Annotated in this window: 20 protein-coding genes; 16 read left to right on the forward strand and 4 right to left on the reverse strand. The window is 72.1% G+C overall.

Going from position 1 to position 23,000, the window contains the following annotated elements; all coding sequences use genetic code 11:
* The 5 genes from E1193_RS04040 to E1193_RS04060 form a co-directional block, all read left to right on the forward strand.
* A partial coding sequence (locus E1193_RS04040; protein ID WP_207922554.1) for a glucuronate isomerase occupies nucleotides 1-856 on the forward strand: 856 nt, incomplete at its 5' end.
* Nucleotides 853-2,157 carry an enolase C-terminal domain-like protein gene (locus E1193_RS04045; protein WP_132180387.1) on the forward strand — a complete coding sequence of 435 codons (1,305 nt, stop codon included), beginning with the start codon at nucleotides 853-855 and terminating at the stop codon, nucleotides 2,155-2,157. The genes E1193_RS04040 and E1193_RS04045, both read left to right, overlap by 4 nt.
* Nucleotides 2,154-3,638: a mannitol dehydrogenase family protein gene (locus E1193_RS04050; RefSeq protein WP_132180389.1), complete on the forward strand. Its 1,485-nt coding sequence runs from the start codon at nucleotides 2,154-2,156 to the stop codon at nucleotides 3,636-3,638. The genes E1193_RS04045 and E1193_RS04050 overlap by 4 nt, the downstream gene beginning before the upstream one ends.
* Nucleotides 3,639-3,693: 55 nt before the next feature.
* Nucleotides 3,694-4,875: a Gfo/Idh/MocA family oxidoreductase gene (locus E1193_RS04055; protein ID WP_347877010.1), complete on the forward strand. Its 1,182-nt coding sequence runs from the start codon at nucleotides 3,694-3,696 to the stop codon at nucleotides 4,873-4,875.
* A gap of 246 nt (nucleotides 4,876-5,121) precedes the next feature.
* Entirely contained in the window at nucleotides 5,122-6,474 is a 1,353-nt protein-coding gene (locus tag E1193_RS04060; protein WP_132180391.1) for a pectate lyase, read from the forward strand.
* A 66-nt stretch (nucleotides 6,475-6,540) separates the two neighbouring features.
* Here the strand turns inward: E1193_RS04060 and E1193_RS32405 are convergent, their stop codons facing one another.
* From E1193_RS32405 to E1193_RS04075, 3 genes are all read right to left on the reverse strand, one after another.
* Nucleotides 6,541-6,924 (reverse strand): barstar family protein, encoded by a 384-nt coding sequence (locus E1193_RS32405; RefSeq protein ID WP_207922555.1) that lies wholly within the window; start codon nucleotides 6,922-6,924, stop codon nucleotides 6,541-6,543.
* Nucleotides 6,925-6,979: 55 nt separating this feature from the next.
* Nucleotides 6,980-7,432, reverse strand: a complete 453-nt coding sequence (locus tag E1193_RS04070; protein ID WP_132180393.1) for a ribonuclease domain-containing protein — start codon at nucleotides 7,430-7,432, stop codon at nucleotides 6,980-6,982.
* Nucleotides 7,433-7,589: 157 nt separating this feature from the next.
* A complete protein-coding gene (locus E1193_RS04075) occupies nucleotides 7,590-8,045 on the reverse strand; it encodes a GNAT family N-acetyltransferase (protein ID WP_132180395.1) in 456 nt (151 codons plus the stop codon).
* Between the two features lie 107 nt (nucleotides 8,046-8,152).
* Here E1193_RS04075 and E1193_RS04080 point away from each other — a divergent pair, with 107 nt between their 5' ends.
* The 4 genes from E1193_RS04080 to E1193_RS04095 all read left to right on the forward strand — a co-directional run bounded on the left by E1193_RS04080 (nucleotide 8,153) and on the right by E1193_RS04095 (nucleotide 13,170).
* Complete coding sequence (locus tag E1193_RS04080; RefSeq protein WP_132180397.1) at nucleotides 8,153-8,470, forward strand: hypothetical protein; 318 nt, start codon at nucleotides 8,153-8,155, stop codon at nucleotides 8,468-8,470.
* Nucleotides 8,471-8,566: 96 nt separating this feature from the next.
* Complete coding sequence (locus E1193_RS32860; RefSeq protein ID WP_243707275.1) at nucleotides 8,567-9,313, forward strand: TIM barrel protein; 747 nt, start codon at nucleotides 8,567-8,569, stop codon at nucleotides 9,311-9,313.
* Nucleotides 9,306-11,213, forward strand: a complete 1,908-nt coding sequence (locus tag E1193_RS04090) for a heparinase II/III family protein (protein ID WP_243707276.1) — start codon at nucleotides 9,306-9,308, stop codon at nucleotides 11,211-11,213. Before E1193_RS32860 ends, E1193_RS04090 begins: the two co-directional genes overlap by 8 nt.
* Nucleotides 11,200-13,170 carry a DUF2264 domain-containing protein gene (locus E1193_RS04095; RefSeq protein WP_132180401.1) on the forward strand — a complete coding sequence of 657 codons (1,971 nt, stop codon included), beginning with the start codon at nucleotides 11,200-11,202 and terminating at the stop codon, nucleotides 13,168-13,170. Before E1193_RS04090 ends, E1193_RS04095 begins: the two co-directional genes overlap by 14 nt.
* 25 nt (nucleotides 13,171-13,195) lie before the next feature.
* Here E1193_RS04095 and E1193_RS04100 read toward each other — a convergent pair whose 3' ends face one another.
* The gene (locus E1193_RS04100; protein WP_132180403.1) at nucleotides 13,196-14,293 is read right to left on the reverse strand and encodes a substrate-binding domain-containing protein; all 1,098 of its coding nucleotides are present in this window, start codon (nucleotides 14,291-14,293) and stop codon (nucleotides 13,196-13,198) included.
* A 169-nt stretch (nucleotides 14,294-14,462) separates the two neighbouring features.
* Here E1193_RS04100 and E1193_RS04105 point away from each other — a divergent pair, with 169 nt between their 5' ends.
* The 7 genes from E1193_RS04105 to E1193_RS04135 all read left to right on the forward strand — a co-directional run bounded on the left by E1193_RS04105 (nucleotide 14,463) and on the right by E1193_RS04135 (nucleotide 22,962).
* On the forward strand, nucleotides 14,463-15,476 hold the full coding sequence (locus E1193_RS04105) for a hydroxyacid dehydrogenase (RefSeq protein WP_132180491.1): 1,014 nt from the start codon (nucleotides 14,463-14,465) through the stop codon (nucleotides 15,474-15,476).
* A 57-nt stretch (nucleotides 15,477-15,533) separates the two neighbouring features.
* On the forward strand, nucleotides 15,534-16,796 hold the full coding sequence (locus E1193_RS04110; RefSeq protein WP_132180405.1) for a sugar ABC transporter substrate-binding protein: 1,263 nt from the start codon (nucleotides 15,534-15,536) through the stop codon (nucleotides 16,794-16,796).
* Between the two features lie 89 nt (nucleotides 16,797-16,885).
* Nucleotides 16,886-17,800: a sugar ABC transporter permease gene (locus E1193_RS04115; protein WP_132180407.1), complete on the forward strand. Its 915-nt coding sequence runs from the start codon at nucleotides 16,886-16,888 to the stop codon at nucleotides 17,798-17,800.
* Nucleotides 17,797-18,702 carry a carbohydrate ABC transporter permease gene (locus tag E1193_RS04120; protein WP_132180409.1) on the forward strand — a complete coding sequence of 302 codons (906 nt, stop codon included), beginning with the start codon at nucleotides 17,797-17,799 and terminating at the stop codon, nucleotides 18,700-18,702. Before E1193_RS04115 ends, E1193_RS04120 begins: the two co-directional genes overlap by 4 nt.
* A gap of 8 nt (nucleotides 18,703-18,710) precedes the next feature.
* The gene (locus tag E1193_RS04125) at nucleotides 18,711-19,451 is read left to right on the forward strand and encodes a DUF624 domain-containing protein (RefSeq protein WP_132180411.1); all 741 of its coding nucleotides are present in this window, start codon (nucleotides 18,711-18,713) and stop codon (nucleotides 19,449-19,451) included.
* Complete coding sequence (locus E1193_RS04130; RefSeq protein WP_132180413.1) at nucleotides 19,448-22,615, forward strand: glycoside hydrolase; 3,168 nt, start codon at nucleotides 19,448-19,450, stop codon at nucleotides 22,613-22,615. The genes E1193_RS04125 and E1193_RS04130 overlap by 4 nt, the downstream gene beginning before the upstream one ends.
* Before the next feature lie 134 nt (nucleotides 22,616-22,749).
* Nucleotides 22,750-22,962, forward strand: coding sequence for a hypothetical protein (locus E1193_RS04135; RefSeq protein WP_132180415.1), 213 nt, complete (start codon nucleotides 22,750-22,752; stop codon nucleotides 22,960-22,962).
* The last annotated feature ends 38 nt before the right edge of the window (nucleotides 22,963-23,000 follow it).

The following is a 23,000-nucleotide window of genomic DNA, read 5'->3' on the forward strand; positions in this document are numbered from 1 at the left end:
GGTCATCACCACCTTCCGCCCGGACAACGTGGTCGACATGGAGTTCGACGGGTGGCGGGCCAACGTCGACCGGCTCGGCGAGATCGCCGGCGAGGACACCGGGACGTACGCCGGCTACCTGGCCGCGCTGCGCGCCCGGCGGGCGGCGTTCATCGCGGCCGGCGCCACCTCCTCCGACCACGGTCACCCCACCGCCCGTACCCTGGCGCTCGACCCGGCGCAGGCCGCCGCCCTGTACGACAGGGGCCTGCGCGGCGAGGCCGACGCGGCCGACGCCGAGGCGTTCCGGGCGCACATGCTGGTGGAGTTCGCCCGGATGTCGCTGGACGACGGCCTGGTCCTGCAACTGCACCCCGGAGCGGCGCGCAACCACAACCGCTGGCTGCACGCCACACACGGCCGGGACGTCGGCGGCGACGTGCCGCAGGCCACCGAGTACGTCCATGCCCTCGCCCCGCTGCTGGACGCGTACGGCAACGACCCACGGCTGCGGCTGGTGGTGTACACCCTCGACGAGTACACGTTCAGCCGGGAGCTGGCGCCCCTCGCCGGCGGCTACGCCGCGCTCTACCTCGGGGCGCCCTGGTGGTTCCTGGACTCCCCGGAGGTGCTGCGGCGCTTCCGGGAGGCGGTCACCGAGTCGGCCGGTTTCTACAACACCGCCGGGTTCGTCGACGACACCCGCGCGTTCTGCTCCATCCCGGTTCGCCACGACGTGGCTCGCCGCATCGACGCCGGCTTCCTCGCCCGGCTGGTCGCCGAGCACCGGCTGACCGAGGACGAGGCCGCCGAAACCATCGTCGACCTGGCGTACCGGCTGCCGAAGAAGGTCTTCAGGTTCGGGGAGTTCTCATGAGTGTCAGGATCATCGGCGTCGACGTGCACGACGTCCGCTTCCCCACCGCGGCGGCCGGCGACGGCTCCGACGCGATCAACAAGGGCGACTACTCGGCCACCTACGTCGAGCTGCGCACCGACGGGGGCCCTACGGGTGCCGGGTTCACCTTCACCAACGGCCGGGGCAACGAGATCACCTGCGCCGCCGTCCGTGCCCTGGCCCACCACGTGCAGGGCCGCACGGTCGAGGAGATCGCCGCCGCGCCGGTGGCGTTCTGGCGATCGCTCGTCGCCGACGTGCAGCTGCGCTGGTTGGGCCCGGAGAAGGGGGTCATCCACATGGCCACCGGCGCGCTGGTCAACGCGGTGTGGGACCTGCGCGCCAAGCTCGCCGGCAAGCCGATGTGGCGCTACCTCGCGGAGCTGCCCACCGAGGAGCTGGTGGCCAACGTCGACTTCCACCACATCACCGACGCGCTCACTCCCGACGAGGCGGCGGCCATCCTCGACAAGGGCCGCGACGGGCTCGCCGACCGGCTCGCCGAGCTGGAACGCGACGGGCTGCCGTCGTACACCACCTCGGTGGGCTGGCTGGGCTACCCGGACGACAAGGTCCGGGCACTGACCCGCGAGGCGTACGCCCGGGGGTGGCGGGCGATGAAGATGAAGGTCGGCGGGGCGCCCGAGGACGACCTGCGCCGGGCCCGGATCATCCGGGCGGAGATCGGCCCGGACGCGCTGCTGATGATGGACGCCAACCAGGTCTGGGACGTCGACGAGGCGATCGCCAACATGACGGCGCTGGCCGAGGTGGACCCGTACTGGATCGAGGAGCCGACGCACGCCGACGACGTGCTCGGCCACGCCCGGATCGCCCGGGCGGTCACCGAGCTGACCGGCGGCCGGTGCCGGGTCGCCACCGGCGAGGTCGCCGCCAACCGGGTGATCTTCAAGCAGCTCCTGCAGGCCGAGGCGATCGGCGTGATGCAGATCGACGCCTGCCGGGTCGGCGGGGTCAACGAGGTCCTGGCGGAGCTGCTGATGGCGGCGAAGTTCGGGGTGCCGGTCTGCCCGCACGCCGGGGGCGTCGGCCTGTGCGAGTACGTGCAGCACCTGACGGCCTTCGACTTTCTGCGCGTCAGCACCAGCCTGAAGGGGCGGATGGTGGAGTACGTCGACCACCTGCACGAGCACTTCGTCGACCCGGTCCGCACCCGCGACGGCCGCTACCTGCTACCCACCGCCCCCGGCTACAGCACCACCATGAAGCCGGAGTCGATCGCCGGGTTCCGCTTCCCGGACGGCCCCGCGTGGCGGTGAGCGTAGGAACCGAGCGGCTCGGCCTGGCCACCCTGCGCCGGGTGCCGGCCGAGAGTCGGCCACTGGTGCGTCCCGGCACGGTGGCCGCCGGCGTCGTCCACCTCGGGTTGGGCGCGTTCCACCGCGCCCACCAGGCGGTGTACACGGAGGCGGCGATCGACTCGGCCGGCGGGGACTGGGCCATCGTCGGGGTCGCCCCGCGCAGCACCGCGCTGGTGGAGGCCCTCGCGGCGCAGGACGGCCTGTTCAGCGTCAGCACGCTCTCCGCCGGGAGCGCGGCCACCCGGGTGGTCGGGTCGCTGGCCGGGGTACGGCACGCGGCCAGCGACCCGGCGGCGGTGGTCGCCCTGCTCGCCGACCCGGCGATCCGGGTGGTGACGCTGACGGTCACGGAGAAGGCGTACCAGCTCGACCCGGTGAGTGGGGTGCTGCGGGCCGATCCGCAGCTGACCCTCGACCTGTCCACCGACCGTCCGCCGCGGACCGTACCCGGGCTGCTGGTGCGCGGGCTACTCGCCCGCGCCGACGCCGACACCGGGCCGATCGCGCTGGTCAGCTGCGACAACCTGCCCGCCAACGGCCGCCGGCTGCGTGGGCTGGTGCAGCAGTCGCTGGCCCTGGCCGGCGCCTCGGACGCGACGTTGGAGCGGCTCGCCGCCCAGGTCACCTTTCCCGGCACCATGGTGGACCGGATCGTCCCGGCCAGCACCGACGAGACCCTGGCCACCGCCCGTGCGGCGCTCGGGGTGGCGGACCTGGCGGCGGTAGCCGCGGAGCCGTACACCCAGTGGGTGGTGGAGGACGACTTCCCCGGCGGTCGGCCGGCCTGGGAGCAGGCCGGCGCGGTGCTCACCGACGACGCCGGCCCATGGGAGCGGCTGAAGCTGCGCGGCCTCAACGGTGTGCATTCGGCGGTGGCCTACCTGGGTGCGCTGGCCGGCTGCGAGACGATCGCCGAGGCCCTGGCCCTGCCCGGTCTGGCCGGGGTGCTGCGGCGGTTCATCGCCGACGACGTGGCGTCCAGTTTCACCCCGCCCCAGGGGGTCCGGGTGGTCGACTACGGCGACGAGGTGCTGGGCCGGTTCGCCAATCCGGCGATTCGGCACCGCACCCTCCAGGTGGCGATGGACGGCTCGCAGAAGTTGCCGCAGCGGGTCCTGCACACCATCGCCGACCTGCGGGCCGTCGGTCGGTCGGCGCACTGGGGCGCGCTGGTCGTTGCGGCCTGGCTGCGGTTCCTCGGCGGGCAGGCCGACGACGGCCGGCGGTTGCCGCTGGACGACCCGCTCGCCGACCGTATCCGGGCCGCGCTGGCCGCCGCTCCAGACACCCCGGCGGGCACGGTGGATGCGGTCTTCGCGCTGCGCGAGGTCTTCCCGAGCGCGTTGGCCGAGGATGACCAGGTGCGGGCCGAGGTGACCGGCTGGTTGACCGCCCTGCGTGAGCACGGGGTGGTGGCCACGCTGGCGGGTTCACCGTGAGCGCGAGGAGCGAGCCGGGCCTGCGAGCCCCACAGCCGCGAACCGAGGCGGCACCGTGAGCGCCGTGCCGCCCCGGGTGGCGATCGTCGGGGCGAACGGGCACGGCCGCTGGCACCGGCGGGTGGTGGCTCCGCTGCACGAGGCGGGCCGGTTGCGGCTGGTGGCGCTGGTCGACGTCCGCCCGATCGAGGACGAGCCGGCCGCACCGGTCCCGGCAGACGTCACGGTCCACACCGACCACCGGGAGATGCTGGCGGTGGCCCGACCGGACGTGGTGGTGGTCTGCACCCCGCCACACACCCACCTGCCGATCGCCCTGGACGTCCTCGCCGCGGGCGCGGACGTGCTGTTGGAAAAACCGCCGGTGCTGTCCATGGCCGAGCACCGGACACTGTCGCGGGCGCTGACCGACACCGGTCGGGCTTGCCAGGTGGGCTTCCAGGCGTTGGGCTCGGCCGCGCTGGCCGTGCTGTCGGCCGCGATCCGGCGGGGCGTGCTCGGCACGGTCACCGGCATCGGCACGGTCGCCGCGTGGCAGCGCACCGACGGCTACTACGCCCGCGCACCCTGGGCCGGTCGGCGCACCCTGGACGGCCGGCCGGTGCTGGACGGGGCGCTGGCGAACCCGCTGGCGCACGCGGTGATGCAGTGCCTGGCGGTGGCCGAGGCCGTGGCCGGCACGCCGGTGCGCCCGGTCCGCATCGAGGTGGAGCGGTATCGGGTCCGCCCGATCGAGGTGGACGACACCGCGGCCCTGCGGGTCGTCGGCCACGCCGGGCCGCCGGTCGTGGCCGCAGTGACGCTGGCCGGCGAGGACTTCATCGCCGGGGACGTCGTGGTGACCGGCACCGCGGGTCGGGCGGTGCTGGAGTACCCGACCGACCGGCTGTTGCTGCCCGGCGACGACGCGCCGCGCGCGGTGCCGGGCCGACGCGGCCTGCTGGAGAACCTGGTTGCGCACCGGGCCGACCCGGGCGGGGTGCCGTTGATCGCACCGCTGGCCCGGACCGCGCCGTTCACCGCCGCGCTCGAGGCGGTTCAGGCCGCGCCCGAGCCGACGCTGCTCGACGGCGATCTGGTGACCGCCAGTGGGACGGAGGCGGACCGGGTGGTGACGGTACGCGGGGTGAACACGGTCCTACGTCGGGCCGCCGAGCGAGGCGCGTTGCTGTCGGAGTTGGCGGTGCCGTGGGCGGTGCCGCCGGTACGCACGGAACTGGCGGAGGAGGTCGGCTGAGCCGGGGCCCGAATGCCGTGGGCCAGGGAGAAGCACTGCAAACAATGGGCACCCGACGCGCCGGAAAATCGGACGCTACCATCGCATTCTCGACCGCGACCGGTCGAGCGAACTCATCTTGTCCTGATTAACTGCAAAATATCTGCACATTGACATCATTGACTCTCTTGAGGGATTCTACGTACTGTTGGATCATCGGCGTTTCCAGGAACACGCCGTATGGATCGGACACCTCGGAGAGCACTGATGCGTCCACGGTTTTCGGGGGCGGCCCTGGTCGCCCTCTCCCTGCTTTTCGCGCCGGGCGTGGCGGTCGCCGCCGCGCCCGACGCCACCGCGGCACCGCCCCGCCGGGTCGAGGCGTTCGCCCGGCAGACCCTGCCCGCCGGTGACGGCTGGGCCGCCGACGGGGTCGGCACCACCGGCGGCTCGGCGGCCACCACCGACCAGGTGCACCTGGTCCACACCCGGGCCGACCTGATCCGCGCGCTGGGCGGCGACAACGCCACCAACAAGACCAACGCCACCCCCAAGGTGATCGTCGTGGACGGAACCGTCGACGGCTTCGAGGCCGACGACGGCACCCTGCTCGACTGCGCCGACCTCGCCGACCCGGAGTACTCGCTGCCGGCCTACCTCACCGCGTACGACCCGGCCGTGTGGGGCCGGGTGACGCCGACCGGAGCCCTGGAGGCGGCCCGGGTCCGCTCGGTGTCCAGACAGACGAAGCAGACCCAGATCAACGTCGGCCCCAACACCACCATCGTCGGGCTGCGCGGGGCCCGGCTGGCCGGGCTGACCCTGATGATCGACGGGGCCAGCAACGTCATCGTCCGCAACCTCACCTTCGACGACGCCCGGGACTGCTTCCCGGCCTGGTCCCCCACCGACGGCGACACGGGCAACTGGAACTCCCAGTACGACCAGATCTCGATACGCCGCAGCGAGCGCGTCTGGATCGACCACAACACCTTCACCGACGGCGACAACCCGGACAGCGCCCAGCCGGTCTACTTCGGCCGTCCCTACCAGGTGCACGACGGGTCGCTGGACATCACCCACACCGCCAGCCTGGTCACCGCCTCGTGGAACCGGTTCACCGGGCGGGACAAGGTGATGCTGATCGGCTCGTCGAACACCGTCGGCCCGGACGTCGGCCGGTTGAAGGTGACCCTGCACCACAACCTCTTCGACCGGGTCCTACAGCGGCTGCCCCGGGTCCGGTTCGGCCAGGTCGACGTCTACAACAACTGGTACCGCCTCGCCGGCGAGGACTTCGCGTACGCCATCGGCGTCGGCGTACAGTCCGCCGTGTACGCGGAGAACAACTACTTCACCCTCGGCACCGGCATCACCGCCGGGAACCTGCTCCACGACTGGGGCGGCACCGCCGTCACCACCCGGGGCAACTGGGTACGCGCCCACGGCGGCCTGCCCCGCCCGGTCGACCTGGTCGCCGCGTACAACGCCGCCCACGACCCGGACCTGGGCTCCGACGCCGGCTGGACGCCGCGACTGCGTACCGGTGCGGTGCTGCCCGCGCCGGCGGTCCCGCTCGTGGTTGGTGCGCTGGCCGGGGCGGACCGGCTGCCGCTGTAGACCCGGGTACGCACCGCGTCGTCCCGCGCGGTGCGTACCCGATGGGGGTGGGAAGGCACGGTGACGTCAACCAGTGGCGGTGACCCGGCGACGCAGTTCGGCAAGCCGCTCAGGCGCGGTGCGCAGGACGACCCGAACCTGGTGACGGCCCTGCGACCAGACATCGTCGAACACGTCGAGCAGGGAGGCCAACTGCGCGGGCGGCTCGTCGCCGAGGAGTTGGTCGGCGTTCTCGACCGTCAGCGTGAGCGGACCGGCCTCGACCAGGTCGAGCAGGCAGTCGGCCAGGGCGTCCCAGTTGTGCCCGAAGTACCCGGGCAGGTCGAGGGTCTCTGCCAGTCGGGTGAACAGTTCGGCGCGGGTCCGCGCGGCGGCACCCGGGACGACACCCGTGCCGTCGCCCTGCTCGGCGGCCAGTTCCAACCACGGCGGCGGTTCGGTGGTGCGCATCCGGTCATCCTTCCACCGGTCGGGCCGGGTGGTCCCGACCCGACCAGGGGCGCTGTCAGAGCAGGTAGAAGTTCGCGTAGTGGTCAGGCGAGAACCAGGTCTTCCCGGTGCTCTTGTTGACCACGATCCGGTAGGCGTCGCGCGACGCCCCGTACGCGCGGGGGTAGACGTCGTACTCGTGGTAGGTGGCGTTGGCCGGGAGCTGCCCCTCCCGGTTGTAGAACCGGCCACCGGCGAAGTTGTACAGCCCGCCGCTCCAGGCGTACCAGCCCCGGCTGGTCGGGAATCCCTTGGCGGCCCAGCCGGAGTGGGCGGCGCGGGCGTCCGCACAGCGGGCCATCGTGCAGGAGTTGTAGACGGCCGCCGAGGCGGAGTCGGTCATCGTCGGCGCGACCACGGTCGGGCCGAGGAGTGCCGCAGCGACCATCGCGGCGAGCAGGGCGAACGTGCCGACCAATCGGCGCGGGCGGGTCAGCGGGGCGGACGGGTCCACGGTGCCTCCAATCATGGGACATCGAAGATGGTCGTCCAGCAGTCTCGACGCGGCACCTGTTGGCGTACAGGCCCACGCCGAAACATCTCGATGAACGTCCGATGTCCGCCGACATTCGGCAGCCGATCCGGGCGCTCCCGAGCGCCCGTCGTCACTCCTGCGGGCACGGACTTCAGAGATCCAGAACGCCGACGGTCTGGCCACCGCTGCGCTCACCGGTCGGCCGGAAGCCCAGTTTCAGGTAGAACGGCTCCGGGCCGCCGGCGCGAGGCTCCCAGGTGACGTACGTGCGGGTGCCGCCGCGAGCGCGGATCTCCTCGCAGGTCGCCTCAACGGCGAACCGACCGTAGCCGTTGCCCTGGGCGTCGGCGGCGATGTTGAGCCGCCACAGGCCCGAGCGCAGATCGTCGGGATCGCGGTCGGGATCCCACGGGATGTCGAGGAAGGCCATCAGGAAGCCGACCAGCCGGTCACCGTCGTAGATCAGCCTCGGCCAGGCGTGGTCGGGGTAGACGTACGCCTCGGCCAACGACTTGACCACCGGCTCGACCAGATCCTCCTGGTCTGGGCGCACGGACAGGGCAAGCGCCGCCTCGTAGTTCTTCGGGGTGATCGGCTCCAGACGCATGCGGCGCACCGTACTGGGCGGCGGGTTCGCCCGCCCTTCGGTTTCGGCCCGGCCCGGTCGGGTGCGCAGAGCCGGGCACCCGTAGGGTGTCGCGTCCGGGTGGCAGGATGTCGGTGGACTGGATGCCGTTGCTGAGCACCGGGGCGTGGGCGCTCATCGCGCTCTCCGGCAGCTTCCTGGTCGACCTGCGCCGGGAACGCGACACCCGCGCGCGGGACCGAGATCTGGACCGCTGGCGCACCGGACTTCGCGCTCGCCCCGGACGCGGCGCACAGCGCGCATCGCCGACGGGGGACCACCCCCGCCGACCGGGCGATGACCGGCGCACCTGGCGGCGCGACGACCGGAGCCGGCTGAGTGCACGCGCCCGCTCGCCCGAGCGCCCGCGTCCGCCACGCAGCGGCGCCTTGCAACCGGGCCGCTGATTGATCTAGGCTCGGAAAGCGCTTACCCCCACCCCGTCTGCCGAGAGGGCGAGCGTGCCACCAACAAACCGGCCCCTGTCCCCTGGCATCTGTTCGGTGACCCTCCGACACCAGTCCGCGCAAGCGGTGCTGGACGTCACCGCCGCCGCCCGCCTGTCCTGCGTCGAGTGGGGCGCCGACGTGCATGTCCCTCCGGGTGACCGCGCGACGGCGGCCAGGGTGCGGGCCGAGGGCCTCGACCGAGGTGTCCGGGTCGCCTCCTACGGCTCATACTTCCGCGCCGGCCCGCACGGAGCCGAGGACTTCACCGCGGTGCTGGCCAGCGCGGTCGCGCTCGGCGCTCCGCGAATCCGCATCTGGGCCGGCACCGTCGGTTCGGCGACGGCCACGGTCGAGCAGCGCAGGGCCGTGGTCCGCGAGACACGCGCCGCGGCGCGGCAGGCGAGCGACGTCGGGATCGACCTGGCCTTCGAGTACCACTCCGGCACGCTGACCGACACCGCGGCATCGACGTTGGACCTGCTCGCCGACGTCGGGCATCCCGGCGTGCGCACGTACTGGCAGCCGCCCGTGGGGCTCGCGGACGCCGACGCCCTCGACGATCTGCGGCGGGTGCTGCCCTGGGTCGACACGGTGCACGTGTTCTCCTGGTGGCCCCGGCAGGAGCGCCTGCCGCTGGTGGCCCGCGACCGGCTCTGGCGTGGCGTGTTCACGCTGCTGCGCGGCACCGGACGGCAGCACGACACCCTGCTGGAGTTCGTGGTCGACGACGATGCCGACCGCGTCGCCGACGAGGCGGCGACCCTCACCCGCCTCATCGAGGAAGACGACGACCTTGACTGACCGAGGGCTGCTCGCGCGACGGTGGGAACTGCTCGGCGCCGACGTCCGGGAGGCGTCCCTGGCTCGGGGCCGGGAGGCGATCCCGCTGCCCCCGCCCGGCGACCGGCGGGCCTGGGCACACGTCGACGAGGTCACCGCCCGAGCGATCATCGAACGGGCCGACACGGACCGTCGCACCCCCTGGCCGCACCTGCGGCTGTCCGACTACGCGCGCTACTGGCGCGACGGCAACCGCACCGCCTACGAACAGCCCGCCGGCGAGCTACGCCGCCGTACGTCCGTGGCGGTGCTGGCCGCCGCGCTCGACGGGCAGCCCCACCTCGACGAGGCGGCGGACGGCCTGCTGGCGCTCTGCGAGCAGACCACCTGGTGCTGGGCCGCCCACGAACTGTTCGCCCCGAACCGCGGCCGGGTGGTGCCCGACCCCGACCATCCCTACCTCGACCTCGGCGCTGCCGAGACCGTCGCCGTGCTGGCCTGGGCCGACCTGCTCCTGGCCCCGGCCCTCGACGCGCGGGTGCCCGGCCTGCGCGACCGGATGCGCCGGGAGGCCCGGCGGCGCGTCGTCGAGCCGTTCCTGGGCAGCCGGGAGTGGCACTGGCTCGGCCTGGACGGGCACCTGCACAACTGGAACCCGTGGATCCACGGCCACCTGCTCGCGACCGCCCTGTTCCTGGTCGACGACGCGCCGGTCCGGGCCCGGGTGGTCGATCTCGTCGTCGACGGTCTCGACCGGTACCTCGCCGCCCTGCCCGGCGACGGCGGATGCGACGAGGGCTACGCCTACTGGTGGAACGGGCCGGCACGCCTCGCCGAAGCCCTCGACCTGCTCGACCGGGCCACCGGCGGCCTGCTGGACCCTTGGCGCTGGGATCCCCTGCCGGAGCTGGCCCGGTATCCACACCGGATGGCGCTCGGCGACGGGTGGTACGTCAACGTCGGCGACGGCCCGGCCCGCCCCGACCCGCAGCAGGCGTGGCACGTCCTGCACCGGTGGGGTCGGGCCACCGGGGACCGGCAGGTCGTCGAGCACGCGGCGGCCCACCGCGCCCCGGGCGCCCCGGCGGTGTCGGCCGACGCCGGGCTGGGCCGGGCCGTGCTCGGGCTCGCCGACACGCAATGGGCCACCCAGGCGCCGACCCCGGTGCCGCTGCCCGCGACGTCCTGGCTGCCCGACGTCGAGGTGTTGGTCAGCCGCGAGCACCCCGGTTCGCCCCAAGGGCTGTGCGTGGCGGTCAAGGGCGGGCACAACGACGAGAACCACAACCACAACGACGTCGGCTCCTACCTCGTGGCGCTCGACGGCGTGCCCGTGCTCGTCGACCTGGGTCAGCCGACGTACACGGCGATCTCGTTCACCGCCCGGCGGTACGAGCAGTGGGTCACCCAGAGCCAGTGGCACAACCTGCCGGTCGTCAACGGCCACGGGCAGTCCCCCGGCGCCGGGTTCCGGGCCTCGGCGATGGCCGTCGGCCTCGGCCCCGACGGCGACGAGGCCCGACTCGACCTCGCCGGCGCGTACGCCCCCGACGCGGGGTGTCGGTCGTGGCAGCGGCAGGTGCGCCTCGACCGGCGTACGGCGACGATCGCCGTGACCGACACGTGGCGCGTCGACGACCCGGCCGACGTCCGGCTGCACCACGTCCTCGCCGGAGAGCCCCTCGCCCACCACGCCGGAGGGCTGACCGTCCGCGCCCTCGGCGGGCGCGTGCTCACCCTGGCGTGGGATCCGCGCGCCGGAACCGGTCGGCTCGAACGGCACGCCGTGGATGATCCGCTACTGCGGGACGTGTGGGGTGAGGCCGTCCACCGGCTGGTCGTCGTGCCGCCGCGAGCGACCGCCGGCTCCTTCACCCTGACCGCCTCGGCCACCCCCGGAGGGCAGCATGACCGCCGATGACCGGCGCCTCTCCCCGTTCACCGGCTACACCCGTGCCCACTGGGCGGAGTCGGCGGACCGGATGCTGCTCGCCCTGCGGCCGTTCGCGTCGGCCGACCACGCGCGCATCGACCTGCCGGGGCGCTCCAGCGCCTACGGCCGGGACAGCGACTCCCTGGAGGCGTTCGCCCGCTCGTTCCTGCTGGCGGCGATCCGCCTGCGTGGCGAGGCGGGCGTGGACCCGCACGGACTGGCCCGGTGGTACGCCGCCGGGCTGCGAGCCGGCACCGATCCCTCGTCGCCGACCGCGTGGCCGCGCCCGGACCGGCTCGACCAGGCCAAGGTCGAGGCCTGCTCGATCGCCCTGGGCCTGCACCTCAGCCGGCCGTGGCTGTGGGATCTGCTGGATCCCGGCGACCGCGACCGGGTCGTGGCGTGGCTCGGCACCGTGGTCGGGCAGGAGTATCCGCCTATCAACTGGGTGTGGTTCCAGATCGTCGTCGAGACGTTCCTGCGCTCGGTGGGTGGCCCGTGGTCGCCGCAGGACGTGGACCGGGGGTTGCGGGTCCACGAGTCGCTGTACCGCGCGGACGGCTGGTACTCCGACGGACCCGAGCGGGCCTACGACCACTACGGCGGGTGGGCGCTGCACGTCTACCCGCTGCTCTGGGCGGAGATGGCCGGCGAGCTCTGCCCCGACGGGCTCCGCCGGGCCTGGCGGGACCGGCTCGCCCGGTTCCTCGACGACGCCGTGTCCCTGGTCGGCGCGGACGGCTCCCCGCTGTTGCAGGGCAGGAGCCTCGCGTACCGGTTCGCCGCCGCCGCGCCGTTCTGGGTGGGGGCGATGACGGGCGCCAGCGATCTGACGTCCGGGATGCTCCGGCGGGCGTGCAGCGGCATCCTGGGTCATTTCCAGGCCAACGGGGCGCCCGACGAGCGAGGGCTGCTGACGCTCGGCTGGCACCGCGAGTGGCCACGGATGGCGCAGTCCTACTCCGGTCCCGGCTCGCCGTACTGGGCGGCCAAGGGGATGCTCGGTTTGGCCCTGCCGGCCGATCATCCGGTGTGGACGGCGGTCGAGGAGCCGCTGCCGGTCGAACGAGGCGACGTCGCCGCCGCGCTTGCGGTGCCCGGTTGGCTGGTCAGCGGCACTCGCGGGGACGGCTTGGTGCGGGTCGTCAATCACGGCACGGACCATTCGGTGCCGCACGACGAGCGGGCGGACTCACCGTTGTACGCCCGGCTGGGCTACTCGACGGCCACCCTCCCACCGCTGGTCGGGGCGGCGGTCGGCAACCCGTCGGACAATTCGGTCACGGTGGTCGACGGGGCAGGCCGGCGCACCCATCGCAACGGGTTCGAGGCGCTGGGTTGTGAGCTGGTCGACGGCGTCGGCCGGGCGGTGTCCCGGGCGCGGGCGCACTGGGTCGCGACGGAGGACGAGCACGGTCCGGACCACGGCTCGGGCCGTGCGGGGGCGGTTCGCCACGGGCCGACGGTGACCATGGGGTCGCTGCTGCGGGGCGCGGTGGAGGTGCGGGCGGCCCGGGTCGACTCGACGGTCGGGGTCGAGGCCGCGACCAGGCTGGAGTTCAGCGGTTGGCCGGTGGCCGGCGACGGGCCGCCCACCGTCCGCACGGCCGCCGGTTCTCCGGGCGTCGAGGTGGCCGGTGGCCGAGTGGTGTCCTGCCTGGTGGGGCTGACCGGGCTCGACGAGGCGGAGATACGCCGGGAGCGGGACACCTCCCCGCTGGGCGAGCACCTGGCGGTGCCGCTGCTGCGGACCGCGCAGCCGCCCCGCCTGGGCGGGGTGTACGTGGCGGCCGTTGTCCTGCGGGGGGCGGACGCCGCGGAGACCGCACTTCCGGCCGTCACGGTTCGGCCGGACGGGGCGGCGCACATACTCACGGTCCGGTGGCCGGACGGCGTGACGTCGACCCTGTGCCTGCCGGCCTGTCCCGCCCCGGAGACGACCTGAGACGGCGCGTGCCGCCGTCGGCTGGTCAGCGCGGCGGCCATACCGTGGACGAGTCCCGGATCACCAACTCGGGGGTGATCAGCACTCGCTGCGAGGATCGGCGCCGGCCCTCCCGCAGCCGGGCCACCATCAGCTCGACCGCCACCCGGCCCACCTGGCCCTTGGGCGGCCGGACCGCCGTCAGGGCCGGCTCGGCCAGGTGCGCGACCTCGTCGTCGTACGACACCAGGGCGAGGTCGTCGGGGATGGAAACTCCCTGCTCGGCGCAGTACTGGGCAATGGACATCGCGTCGGGGTCGCCGTGCACGATCAGGGCCGTCGTCCGCGACTGACGGCACCGTCGCAGGATGCCGTCGATGATCTCCCGGTGCCCCGGGGCGTCCAGCGTCACCGTCTCCCGGATCACCATGTCGTCGGGCAGGCCGAGGTCGGCGCAGGCCAGCGCCCAGCCGCGCGCCAGGTGGGCCGAGGTGGGGCTGCCTTTGGACAACACGAGCCCGATCCGGCGGTGACCGTGCTGGTGCAGGTGGCGTACCGCCATCTCCAGACCCAGCGAGTGGTCGCTGCGCACCCACTCGAGCTGGCGGAGGGTGGGGGTCCACCGTGGCGTCTGCCGCTCCACCAGGATCGTCGGCACGGGCAGGTTACCGATCCAGCCGATCATCTCGTCGACCCCGTCACCCTCCAGGCTGGGCGCCAGGAGCAGCCCCTGCACCTGCTGCGACTCGATGAGTCGGGTGATCTGCCGGCGGTCCTCGTCCGGGTCGTAGCTCGACCCGCGCAGTTGGATGTGCACGCCGAGGGACGCGGCTGCGTTGCGGGCACCGGTGACGATCGACGGCCAGTAGTAGTCGAGCGACGGCACCACCATGCCGATGGTGAAGCGGGTGGGCGCCGGGCGTTGGCGCCGCGGCTCCGGCCCCAACTGGGTGGGCAGCGTCGCGCCCCCGTGCACCTTCGTCAGGAGGTTCTCCTCGGCGAGGGCGGTGATGTCGCGGCGCACGGTGAGCTCGCTGACACCGAGTGTCTGTGCCAGGTCCTTGACCCGCACCGCTCCGTGGCGACGCAACTCCTCCATCAGTCGCTCGCGGCGCTGGAGGTTGAACATCCGGTCCCTCGGCATGGGAGTCGTCCTCCAGGCTGATGTTCGTTCGTGAACGTTTCGGATCGATCGCGACCGGGTCATAGCGACCATGTTCGGAATAGGTTATCCATGTCACCGACACGAATTCAAAGGCACCGCAACGGTCGAGCGTCGGCCAGCGAGCCGTAACCGGGGAGACACATTGACGGTGCGAACCAAGCAGCAGGCACTCGTCGTGATGGACCGGGAATCCTTCCGTGCCCACTTCGACGAGGCACGGCTGGCACGGCTCGCCGAGTTGGTCGCCCTGGCCGACCCGATCTGGGTGGACGATCTGGACTCCCCGGCGGCCCGGGCCCGCCTGGCGGTGGTCGAGGTGCTGGTGACCTCCTGGGGGGCACCGATGCTGACCCCCGAAAGGCTCGCCGCCGCCCCCGCCCTGCGGGCCGTCTTCCACAGCGCCGGCAGCGTCCGCTCCCTGGTCACCAGCGAGGTCTGGCGGCGCGGCATCCGGGTCACCAACGCCGCCGACGCCAACGCCATCCCGGTGGCCGAGTACACCCTCGCCGCGATCATCTTCGCCGGCAAGAAGGCGCCGTTCATCGCCGCCGACCCCGACGCGGCGTACCAGGGCTGGGGCCACCGCGACGGGTACGGGGACCTGTCCAACTACCGCCGGACCGTCGGAGTGGTCGGTTTCTCCCGGATCGGCCGCCGGGTGGTCGACCTCCTCGGTTGTCTCGAGTCCGCGCAGTGCCTGGTGGCGGACCCGCACGCCGACCCCACCGAGGTCGCCCTGGCCGGCGCGACGCTGGTGGACCTGCGCGAGCTGCTGCCCCGCAGCGAGATCCTGTCGCTGCACGCACCCGCGCTACCCAGCACCCACCACATGATCGGGGCGGCGGAGCTCGCGCTGCTGCCCGATCACGCGACGGTCATCAACACCGCCCGAGGCAGCCTCGTCGACTCCGAGGCCCTCGCGGCCGAGTGCCGCTCGGGTCGACTGTTCGCGATCCTCGACGTCACCGAACCCGAGCCGCTGCCGGCGGACGCCGCGCTGCGCGCCGCGCCCAATGTCATGATCACCCCGCACATCGCGGGGTCGCTCGGCTCGGAGATCCTGCGGCTGACCGACCACACCCTCGACGAGTTGTCCCGCTGGATAACCGCCGAACCCCTCCGGGCCGAGGTCACCCCCGAGGCCCTTACCCTGCACGCCTGACCCGCCGGCGACTGCCCCCGGTCGTCGCGCTCGGATCCCCCGATAAAGGAGTTCTTTGTGAAGAGAAGGTTCGCCAAGGTCCTTGCGGTCGCCACCGGCCTCGCGCTGGCCACCACCGGATGCAGCGGTGACGACAAGCCGGCCACCGGCGCCGACGGCAAGACGATCCTCACGGTCGCGCTGTGGAACTACGACACCACCCCGGAGTTCAAGGCCCTCGTCGAGGCGTACGAGGCGGCGCACCCGGACGTCGACGTGCAGCCCGTGGACATCCTCGCCGACGACTATCCCCAGAAGGTCACCACCATGCTGGCCGGTGGGGACAGCACCGACGTGATCACCATGAAGAACGTCATCGACTACGCCCGGTTCGGCACCCGCGGGCAGCTGGCCTCCCTGAAGGACGAGGTGGACAAGCTCGACAAGAGCAAGTACCGCGGGCTGGACGCCTTCGACCTCGAAGGTGACTACTTCGCCCTGCCCTACCGCCAGGACTTCTGGGTGCTCTACTACAACAAGAAGCTGCTGGCGAACTCCGGCGCCGACCTGACCAGCCTCACCTGGCAGGAGTACGCCGACCTGGCGAAGAAGACGACCAAGGGCAGCGGCGCGAACGCCGTGTACGGGACGTACCAGCACACCTGGCGATCTCTGGTGCAGGCTGTCGCCGCGGCCCAGACCGGCGGCGACCAGCTCTCCGGTGACTACGGCTTCATGAAGCCGCAGTACACCATGGCGCTCGACCTGGAGAAGGCGGGGGCGACGCTGAAGTGGTCCACCGCCAAGACCCAGAAGGTCACCTACCACACGATGTTCTCCGAGGAGAAGGCGGCGATGCTGCCGATGGGCACCTGGTACGCCGCCCGCCTGATCGACGAGAAGAAGGCCGGCAAGATCAGCGTCGACTGGGGCATGGCGCCGCTGCCGCAGGCGACCGAGGGCGGGTCGACGACGTTCGGCTCGCCGACGGCGTTCGCGGTGAACAAGAAGGCCCGCAACGCCGAGGCGGCGAAGAAGTTCGTGAGCTGGGCGTCGGGTGAGAAGGGTGCGGCGGCCATCGCGAAGATCGGGGTCTTCCCGGCCTACGCCGACCAGTCGATCCTCGACCTGTACTTCGGGGTGGACGGGATGGCCAACGACGATGTGGCGAAGAAGGCGTTCCAGCCGGGCGAGGTGAAGCTGGAGATGCCGGTGAGTGAGAAGTCCTCCGACGTCGACACCGTCCTCAACGAGGAGCACGAACTCATCATGGCCGGCGAGAAGTCCGTGGACGCCGGCATCGCCGAGATGGGCAAGCGGGTCAAGTCCGAGGTCGGCTGACCGCCCGGTGCCCCGGGGCCCAATGCCCCCGGGGCACCGTCCATCTCCCGGAAAGGAGGAACGTCCGGGCCCCGGACGAGCACCCCACCATGGTCTCCACCACCGCATCCGCGTCCACCCCCCGGACGCGCAGCAGGCTCCGCCGGCGCAACACGCTGGCCGGCTGGAGCTTCATCCTGCCGAACTTCATCGGCTTCGCGGCCCTCACGCTGGTGCCCGTCGTCGCCACGATGGCGCTCGCCTTCATGAAGTGGAACTCCTACAGCACGCCCGAGTGGGTGGGCCTGGACAACTTCCGCCGCATGGTGGACAACGCCAACTTCTGGACGGCGCTGTACAACACCACCTACTACGCCGTCGGCCATGTGCCGCTCACCCTCGTCGCCGCCCTGGGCTTCGCCGTCCTGCTCAACCGCAAGCTGCGCGGGGTGCGGTTCTTCCGGACAGCGCTGTTCTTCCCTTACATCACCTCGCTGGTCGCCGTGGCGGTGGTGTGGAACATGCTGTTCAGCCCCGACGCCGGCCCGGTGAACCAGTTCCTGCGCGCGGTCGGCGTGGACAGCCCACCCGGCTGGACGACCTCGACTACCTGGGCCATGCCCGCGCTGATCATCACCAGCGTCTGGCGGGACATGGGCTACTACATGGTGCTCTACCTGGCCGGGTTGCAGACCATCCCCGGTGAGCTGTACGAGGCCGCCAAGATGGACGGGGCCTCCCCCTGGCAGCGGTTCCGGCACATCACGCTGCCCTCGCTGCGCCCCACCACCTTCTTCGTCCTGATCATGCTGACAATCTCCAGCTTCAAGGTCTTCGACCTGGTCCAGGTGATGACCGAGGGTGGCCCCGGCCGCTCCACCCTCGTCCTCTCGCAGCTGATCTTCCGCGAGGGCATCGAGCAGGGCCGCTTCGGATACTCCTCCGCCATCGCGATGGTCCTGTTCGTGGTCGTCCTGCTCGTCACGGTGGTCCAGTTCCGGCTTCAGCAGAGGAAAGAGCGATGACCGCGACCGCCACCACCCCGCAGCGCGGGGACGGCTCCCGCACCGGCGCCACCACCGCCCGGCCACCGGCGTCGCGCCGGCGAGGCACCGCCGTCGCCGGCCGGATCGCCCTGCACGTCCTGCTCACCGTCCTCGGGCTCGCCGTCATGGTCCCGTTCCTGTGGATGGTGACGTCCTCGCTGAAGCTGGACTCCCAGGTCTTCACCGTGCCGATCAGGTGGATTCCCGAGGAGTTCCACTGGGACAACTACACCCGCATCTGGGACCGGATCCCGCTGACCACCTACCTGAAGAACTCGCTGTACCTCAGCGTCGTCATCACGGCGCTGCAGGTGCTCACCGGCAGCTTCGCGGCGTACGGCTTCGCCAAGGTCCGCTTCCCCGGGCGCGACGCGCTCTTCATCGCCTACGTCGCCACCATCGCCGTGCCGTGGCAGGCGTACATGGTGCCGCAGTACATCATCATGGAGAAGGCGGGCCTGGTGAACACCCACCTGTCGCTGATCCTCCTGCAGGCGTTCGGCGCGTTCGGGGTGTTCCTGATGCGGCAGTACTACCTCACCATCCCCGACGAGTTGTGCGAGGCCGCCCGCGTGGACGGCCTGAGCGAGTACGGCATCTGGGCACGGGTCGTGCTCCCGCTGTCCAAGCCGGCGCTGGCCAGCCTCGCCCTGCTGACCTTCGTCAACACCTGGAACGACTACATGGGTCCGTTCATCTACCTGACCAGCAACGACCTGTGGACCGTGCAGATCGGCCTGCGCTCCTTCGTCGGCGTCTACGACGCCGAGTACGCCATGATCATGACCGGTTCGGTGCTGTCGGTGCTGCCGATCCTGACCGTCTTCCTCCTCGGGCAGCGTTACTTCGTCCAGGGCGTCGCCACCACCGGGCTCAAGTGACGGCCGGCATGACCACCTCCACCACCCCCCACCGGACACTCTCGGGCCGGGTCAACGTCAGCGCGGACACCTGGACGACGATCTGGTCGTTCGTACACCGGGTCCTCGTCGTCAACCTCGGCCTGGCGGTCACCAACCTTCCGCTGTTGGTGGCGCTGGCCGTGGTCGCGCAGCCCTGGCGGTACCCGGTGTTCTTCGGGTTGTTGTCGATCAGCGTCGGTCCGTCGCTCGCCGCGGCCTTCGGCTACCTCGACCGGGCGTCGGCGTCGTCGGACCAACCTCCCGTGCGCGACTTCGTCCGCGCCTACCGGCGGTCCTTCGTCCCCGCGCTCGCCCGCTGGTCGGCCACCGTGGCGCTGCTCGCCGTGCTCATCACCGACATCGTCGTCCTGCACGACTCCCGCCACGGCGCGGTGCTCGTCCCGCTGCTGGCCGTCACGGCTATCCTCCTTCTCGCCACAGGCGTGCTCGTGCTGGCACTCGGCGTGCTGGCCCCGCACCTGGGCCTCCGGCCCGTCGTCAGGATCGCCGCGTACGCCGTGCTGCGGCGCGCGCCGCTGAGCCTGTTCAGCCTGGTCCTGCTGCTGGTGACCGTGCTGTCGGTCAACCAGGCGCCGCTGCTGGGGTTGGCCACCGTACCGGGCTGCGCGCTCGTCGCGGTGTGGGCCAACAGCCGGGCCGCGCTGGCCCACCTCCTGCCCGACGACACTCCGGAAGGCCACCACCGATCCCGCGAGGAGAGACCATGACCGGACGCTCCACCCCGACGCGGCTGGCGGCCTTGCTCACCGCGACCGCCCTGGCCGTCACCACCGCCACGGTCACGCCACCGCCCGCCGTCGCCACCACCGGCGCCGCCGCCGTCCCCACCGTCGTGGTGACCCCCGACCCGTCCTACCGCGAACCGACCTGGGAAGGCTGGGGCACCAGCCTGGTCTGGTTCGCCAACGCCACCGGCGGGTACCCCGACGAGATCCGCAACCACCTGGTCGACCTGCTCTTCGGCGAGAACGGGCTGCGGCTGAACATGGCCCGGTACAACATCGGCGGCGGCAACGCCCCCGACGTGCGGACCGACTACATGAAGGCCGGCGCCACGATGCCCGGTTTCTGGAAGGCTCCCGCCGGCACCACCCGTACCGACGTCGACTGGTGGAATCCGGACAATCCCGAGCACTGGAACTGGGACGCCGACGCCAACCAACGCTGGTGGGTCGACCAGATCAAGGACCGGGTCGACACGTGGGAGGCGTTCAGCAACTCCCCGCCGTACTTCCAGACCGTCAGCGGCTACGTCTCCGGCGGCTTCAACTCCAGCGCCGACCAGATCCGCGCCGACCGCGTTGACGACTTCGCCACCTACCTGGTCCGGGTCACCGAGCGCCTGGAGGCCGCGCACGGCATCAAATTCCACACCATCGAGCCACTCAACGAGCCCAACACCTCCTACTGGGGCACCCAACTCGGCCCGGACGGCCAGCCCACCGGCGGCCGGCAGGAGGGCGCGCACGCCTCCCCGGCCCTGCAGCAGCAGGTGATCCTGGCGCTGGCCCGGCGGCTCAAGGACGCGCAGACGCGGGCGCGGATCGCCGCCATGGACGAAACCAACCCCGGCACCTTCGTCACCAACTGGAACGGTTACAGCGCCGAGACCCGCGCCGTCATCGACCAGCTCAACGTGCACACCTACGGCACCGGCCAGCGCACCTCCGCCCGTGACATCGCCAAGGGCGCCGACAAACCCCTGTGGATGAGCGAGGTCGACGGCCACTGGGGCACCGGGCAGAGCTTCACCAGCATGGACCCCGGTCTCGGCATCGCCGAGCGGATCGTCAACGACGTCCGCGAACTCGAACCCTCCGCGTGGATGCTGTGGCAACCCATCGAGGACTACAACCCGCAGCACGCCGGGAACAAGAACTGGGGCGCCATCCAGATCCCGTTCGACTGCACCGCCCAGGACACCCTGCAGACCTGCCCCGCGCGGATCAACACCAAGTTCCACACCCTGCGCAACTTCACCCACTTCATCCGGCCCGGTGACCACATGGTCAAGGTGGACGACACCGCCAGCCTGGCCGCCGTGTCGGCCAACGGCAGGGCCGCGACCGTCGTGCACGTCAACAGCTCCGACACCGGCCGCCGGGTCACCCTCGACCTTTCCCGGTTCGGTCACGTCGAGCCGGCGACGACCGTCACGCCGGTCGTCACGGACGCCTCCGGCGCCCTGGTCCGTCACCAGCCCATCCGGGTCGACCGGAAGTCCGCCGCCTTCACCGTGCCGGCGAAGTCCGTGACGACCTTCGTCGTCGACGGGGTACGAGGCGTCGCCGACGACGCCGCGCTCGTCGAGGACGGCCACGTGTACCGGCTACAGGGCGTCCAGAGCGGCAGGTCGTTGGCACCCTCCGGCTCGTCCCCGGTGATCCGCACCAGCGACCCAACCGCCGCCGACCAGCTCTGGCGGATCACCCCGGTCACCACCGCAACCGGGAACCGGTCCCGCTACCTGCTGTCCACCGGCGACCGCAACCTGGTGCTGCGCGCCGGATCCCTCGTGCTGGAACCGTCCTCGGCGGCTCTCGCCGCCGACCCGATCGCGCAGTGGATCCTCTCCACCACCGGCGACGGCACGTACACCCTCGTCAACGCCGCGACGGGCCGGCTGGTCGACGTGAGCGACCACGCCACCGCCGACGGCTCCCGGGTCGGCACCTGGACGCCGTCGTCGGGGAACAACCAGCGTTGGACGATCATCGACGAGACGGTGCTGTCCACGGTCGCCGCCGACCTCTTCACCACCCCCGGCACGATGCCGGTGCTGCCCAGGACCGTCACGCCGGTCTACCGCGACGGCGCCCGCGGCTCCCTGCCGGTGGTGTGGCGGACGCTGCCGCCGCACCCCCGGTGGTCCGTCCCCGGCACGGTCACCGTCCTGGGCACCGCCACCGACCCGCTCGGCCGGAAGGTCCAGGCCCGGGCCGTCGTCACCGTCGACACCGTCGTGGCCACCGAACCGGCCCGCGCCAAGGCGTACCCGGGTGGGCGCCCGGACCTGCCCGCGACCGTGACCGGTGTGGGCGCGCACGGCGCCCGGGTCACGCTGCCGGTGACCTGGTCCGCTCCCCCGGCCTACGACCGTGCCGGCGTCTTCGAGCTGGCCGGAACCACCGTCGTGCCGGGTGGGAGCACCCTGCCGGCGACCGTCCGGGTGCAGGTCACCACGCCGGTCCTCATCAACGCCGCGACCGACCCGGGCGTACGGGCCAGCGCGACGTTCACCGAGAGCGGCTACTCGGCCGACCGGCTGCGCAACGGCGTCACCGCCGAGAAAGCCTGGTCGAACTGGCGCTCCGGCACCAAGAACAGCTCCGACACGCTGACCTTCCTGCTGCCGGCCAGCCGTGACGTCGCCAGCGCCACGGTCCACTTCCACCGGGACGGCAACGCGGACACGTACGCCCAGTCGCTGCACGTCGAGGTCCGTGACGTGACCGGTGCCTGGGTACGTGCCAGCGACGAGATCAGCGTGCCGGGCGGGTCGCCCGCGCCGACGGTCACCGTTCCGCTGTCCGCCGTCTCGACGACCGACGGCGTACGGCTGGTTCTCACCGCCCGCCCGGGGCTCTGGATGACCGTCGGCGAGGTGCAGCTTCTCACCGCGGCGCCCGGACAGTCCTCGGACGCGGCCCTGTCGGCGCTCAGCGTCGACGGCGTGGCCGTTCCGGGCTTCGCCCCAGACGTCCTCGTCTACACCGTCTCCGCCCCCGGACGGGAGCTGGCGGCCACCCCGCGCGACCCGTTCGCGGCGGTGTCCACCGCCCAGAGGCGTGCCGAACGCACCGCCACGGTCACGGTGACCAGCGAGGACCGGAGCCAGACCCGGACCTACACGGTCCGGTTCCGGCGCTGACGGGCCGCCGGGTGGGGCCGGGCGTCCGGCCCCACCCGGCGGTGCCGCACCGTGGCGAGCCAGGTACCGACCCCCACCGCCGAGGCGCCGGCGTACGGCACGAGGACCACCGACTCGCCGACTATCGTGGGCGCGTGAGTACCCGCCACGTGCCCGCGCGGATCGGTGACCTGCCGCCGATCGGGCGACCAGCCAACAGTGCCTTGCTCGAAGCCGGCATCACGACGCTCACGCAAGTGGCCGCCCACAGCCGCCGCGACCTACTGGCCCTGCACGGGGTCGGGCCGAAGGCGGTCACCATCCTGGCCGCCGCGCTGGCCGAGCATGGCCTTGCCTTTGCCGACTGACGGCAGCTGGACCGGCCGGCGGTCCGGGAGCACGTACC

Origin of the sequence: Micromonospora sp. KC606 (genome assembly GCF_004348675.1) — a bacterium.
Taxonomy (GTDB): Bacteria; Actinomycetota; Actinomycetes; order Mycobacteriales; family Micromonosporaceae; genus Micromonospora.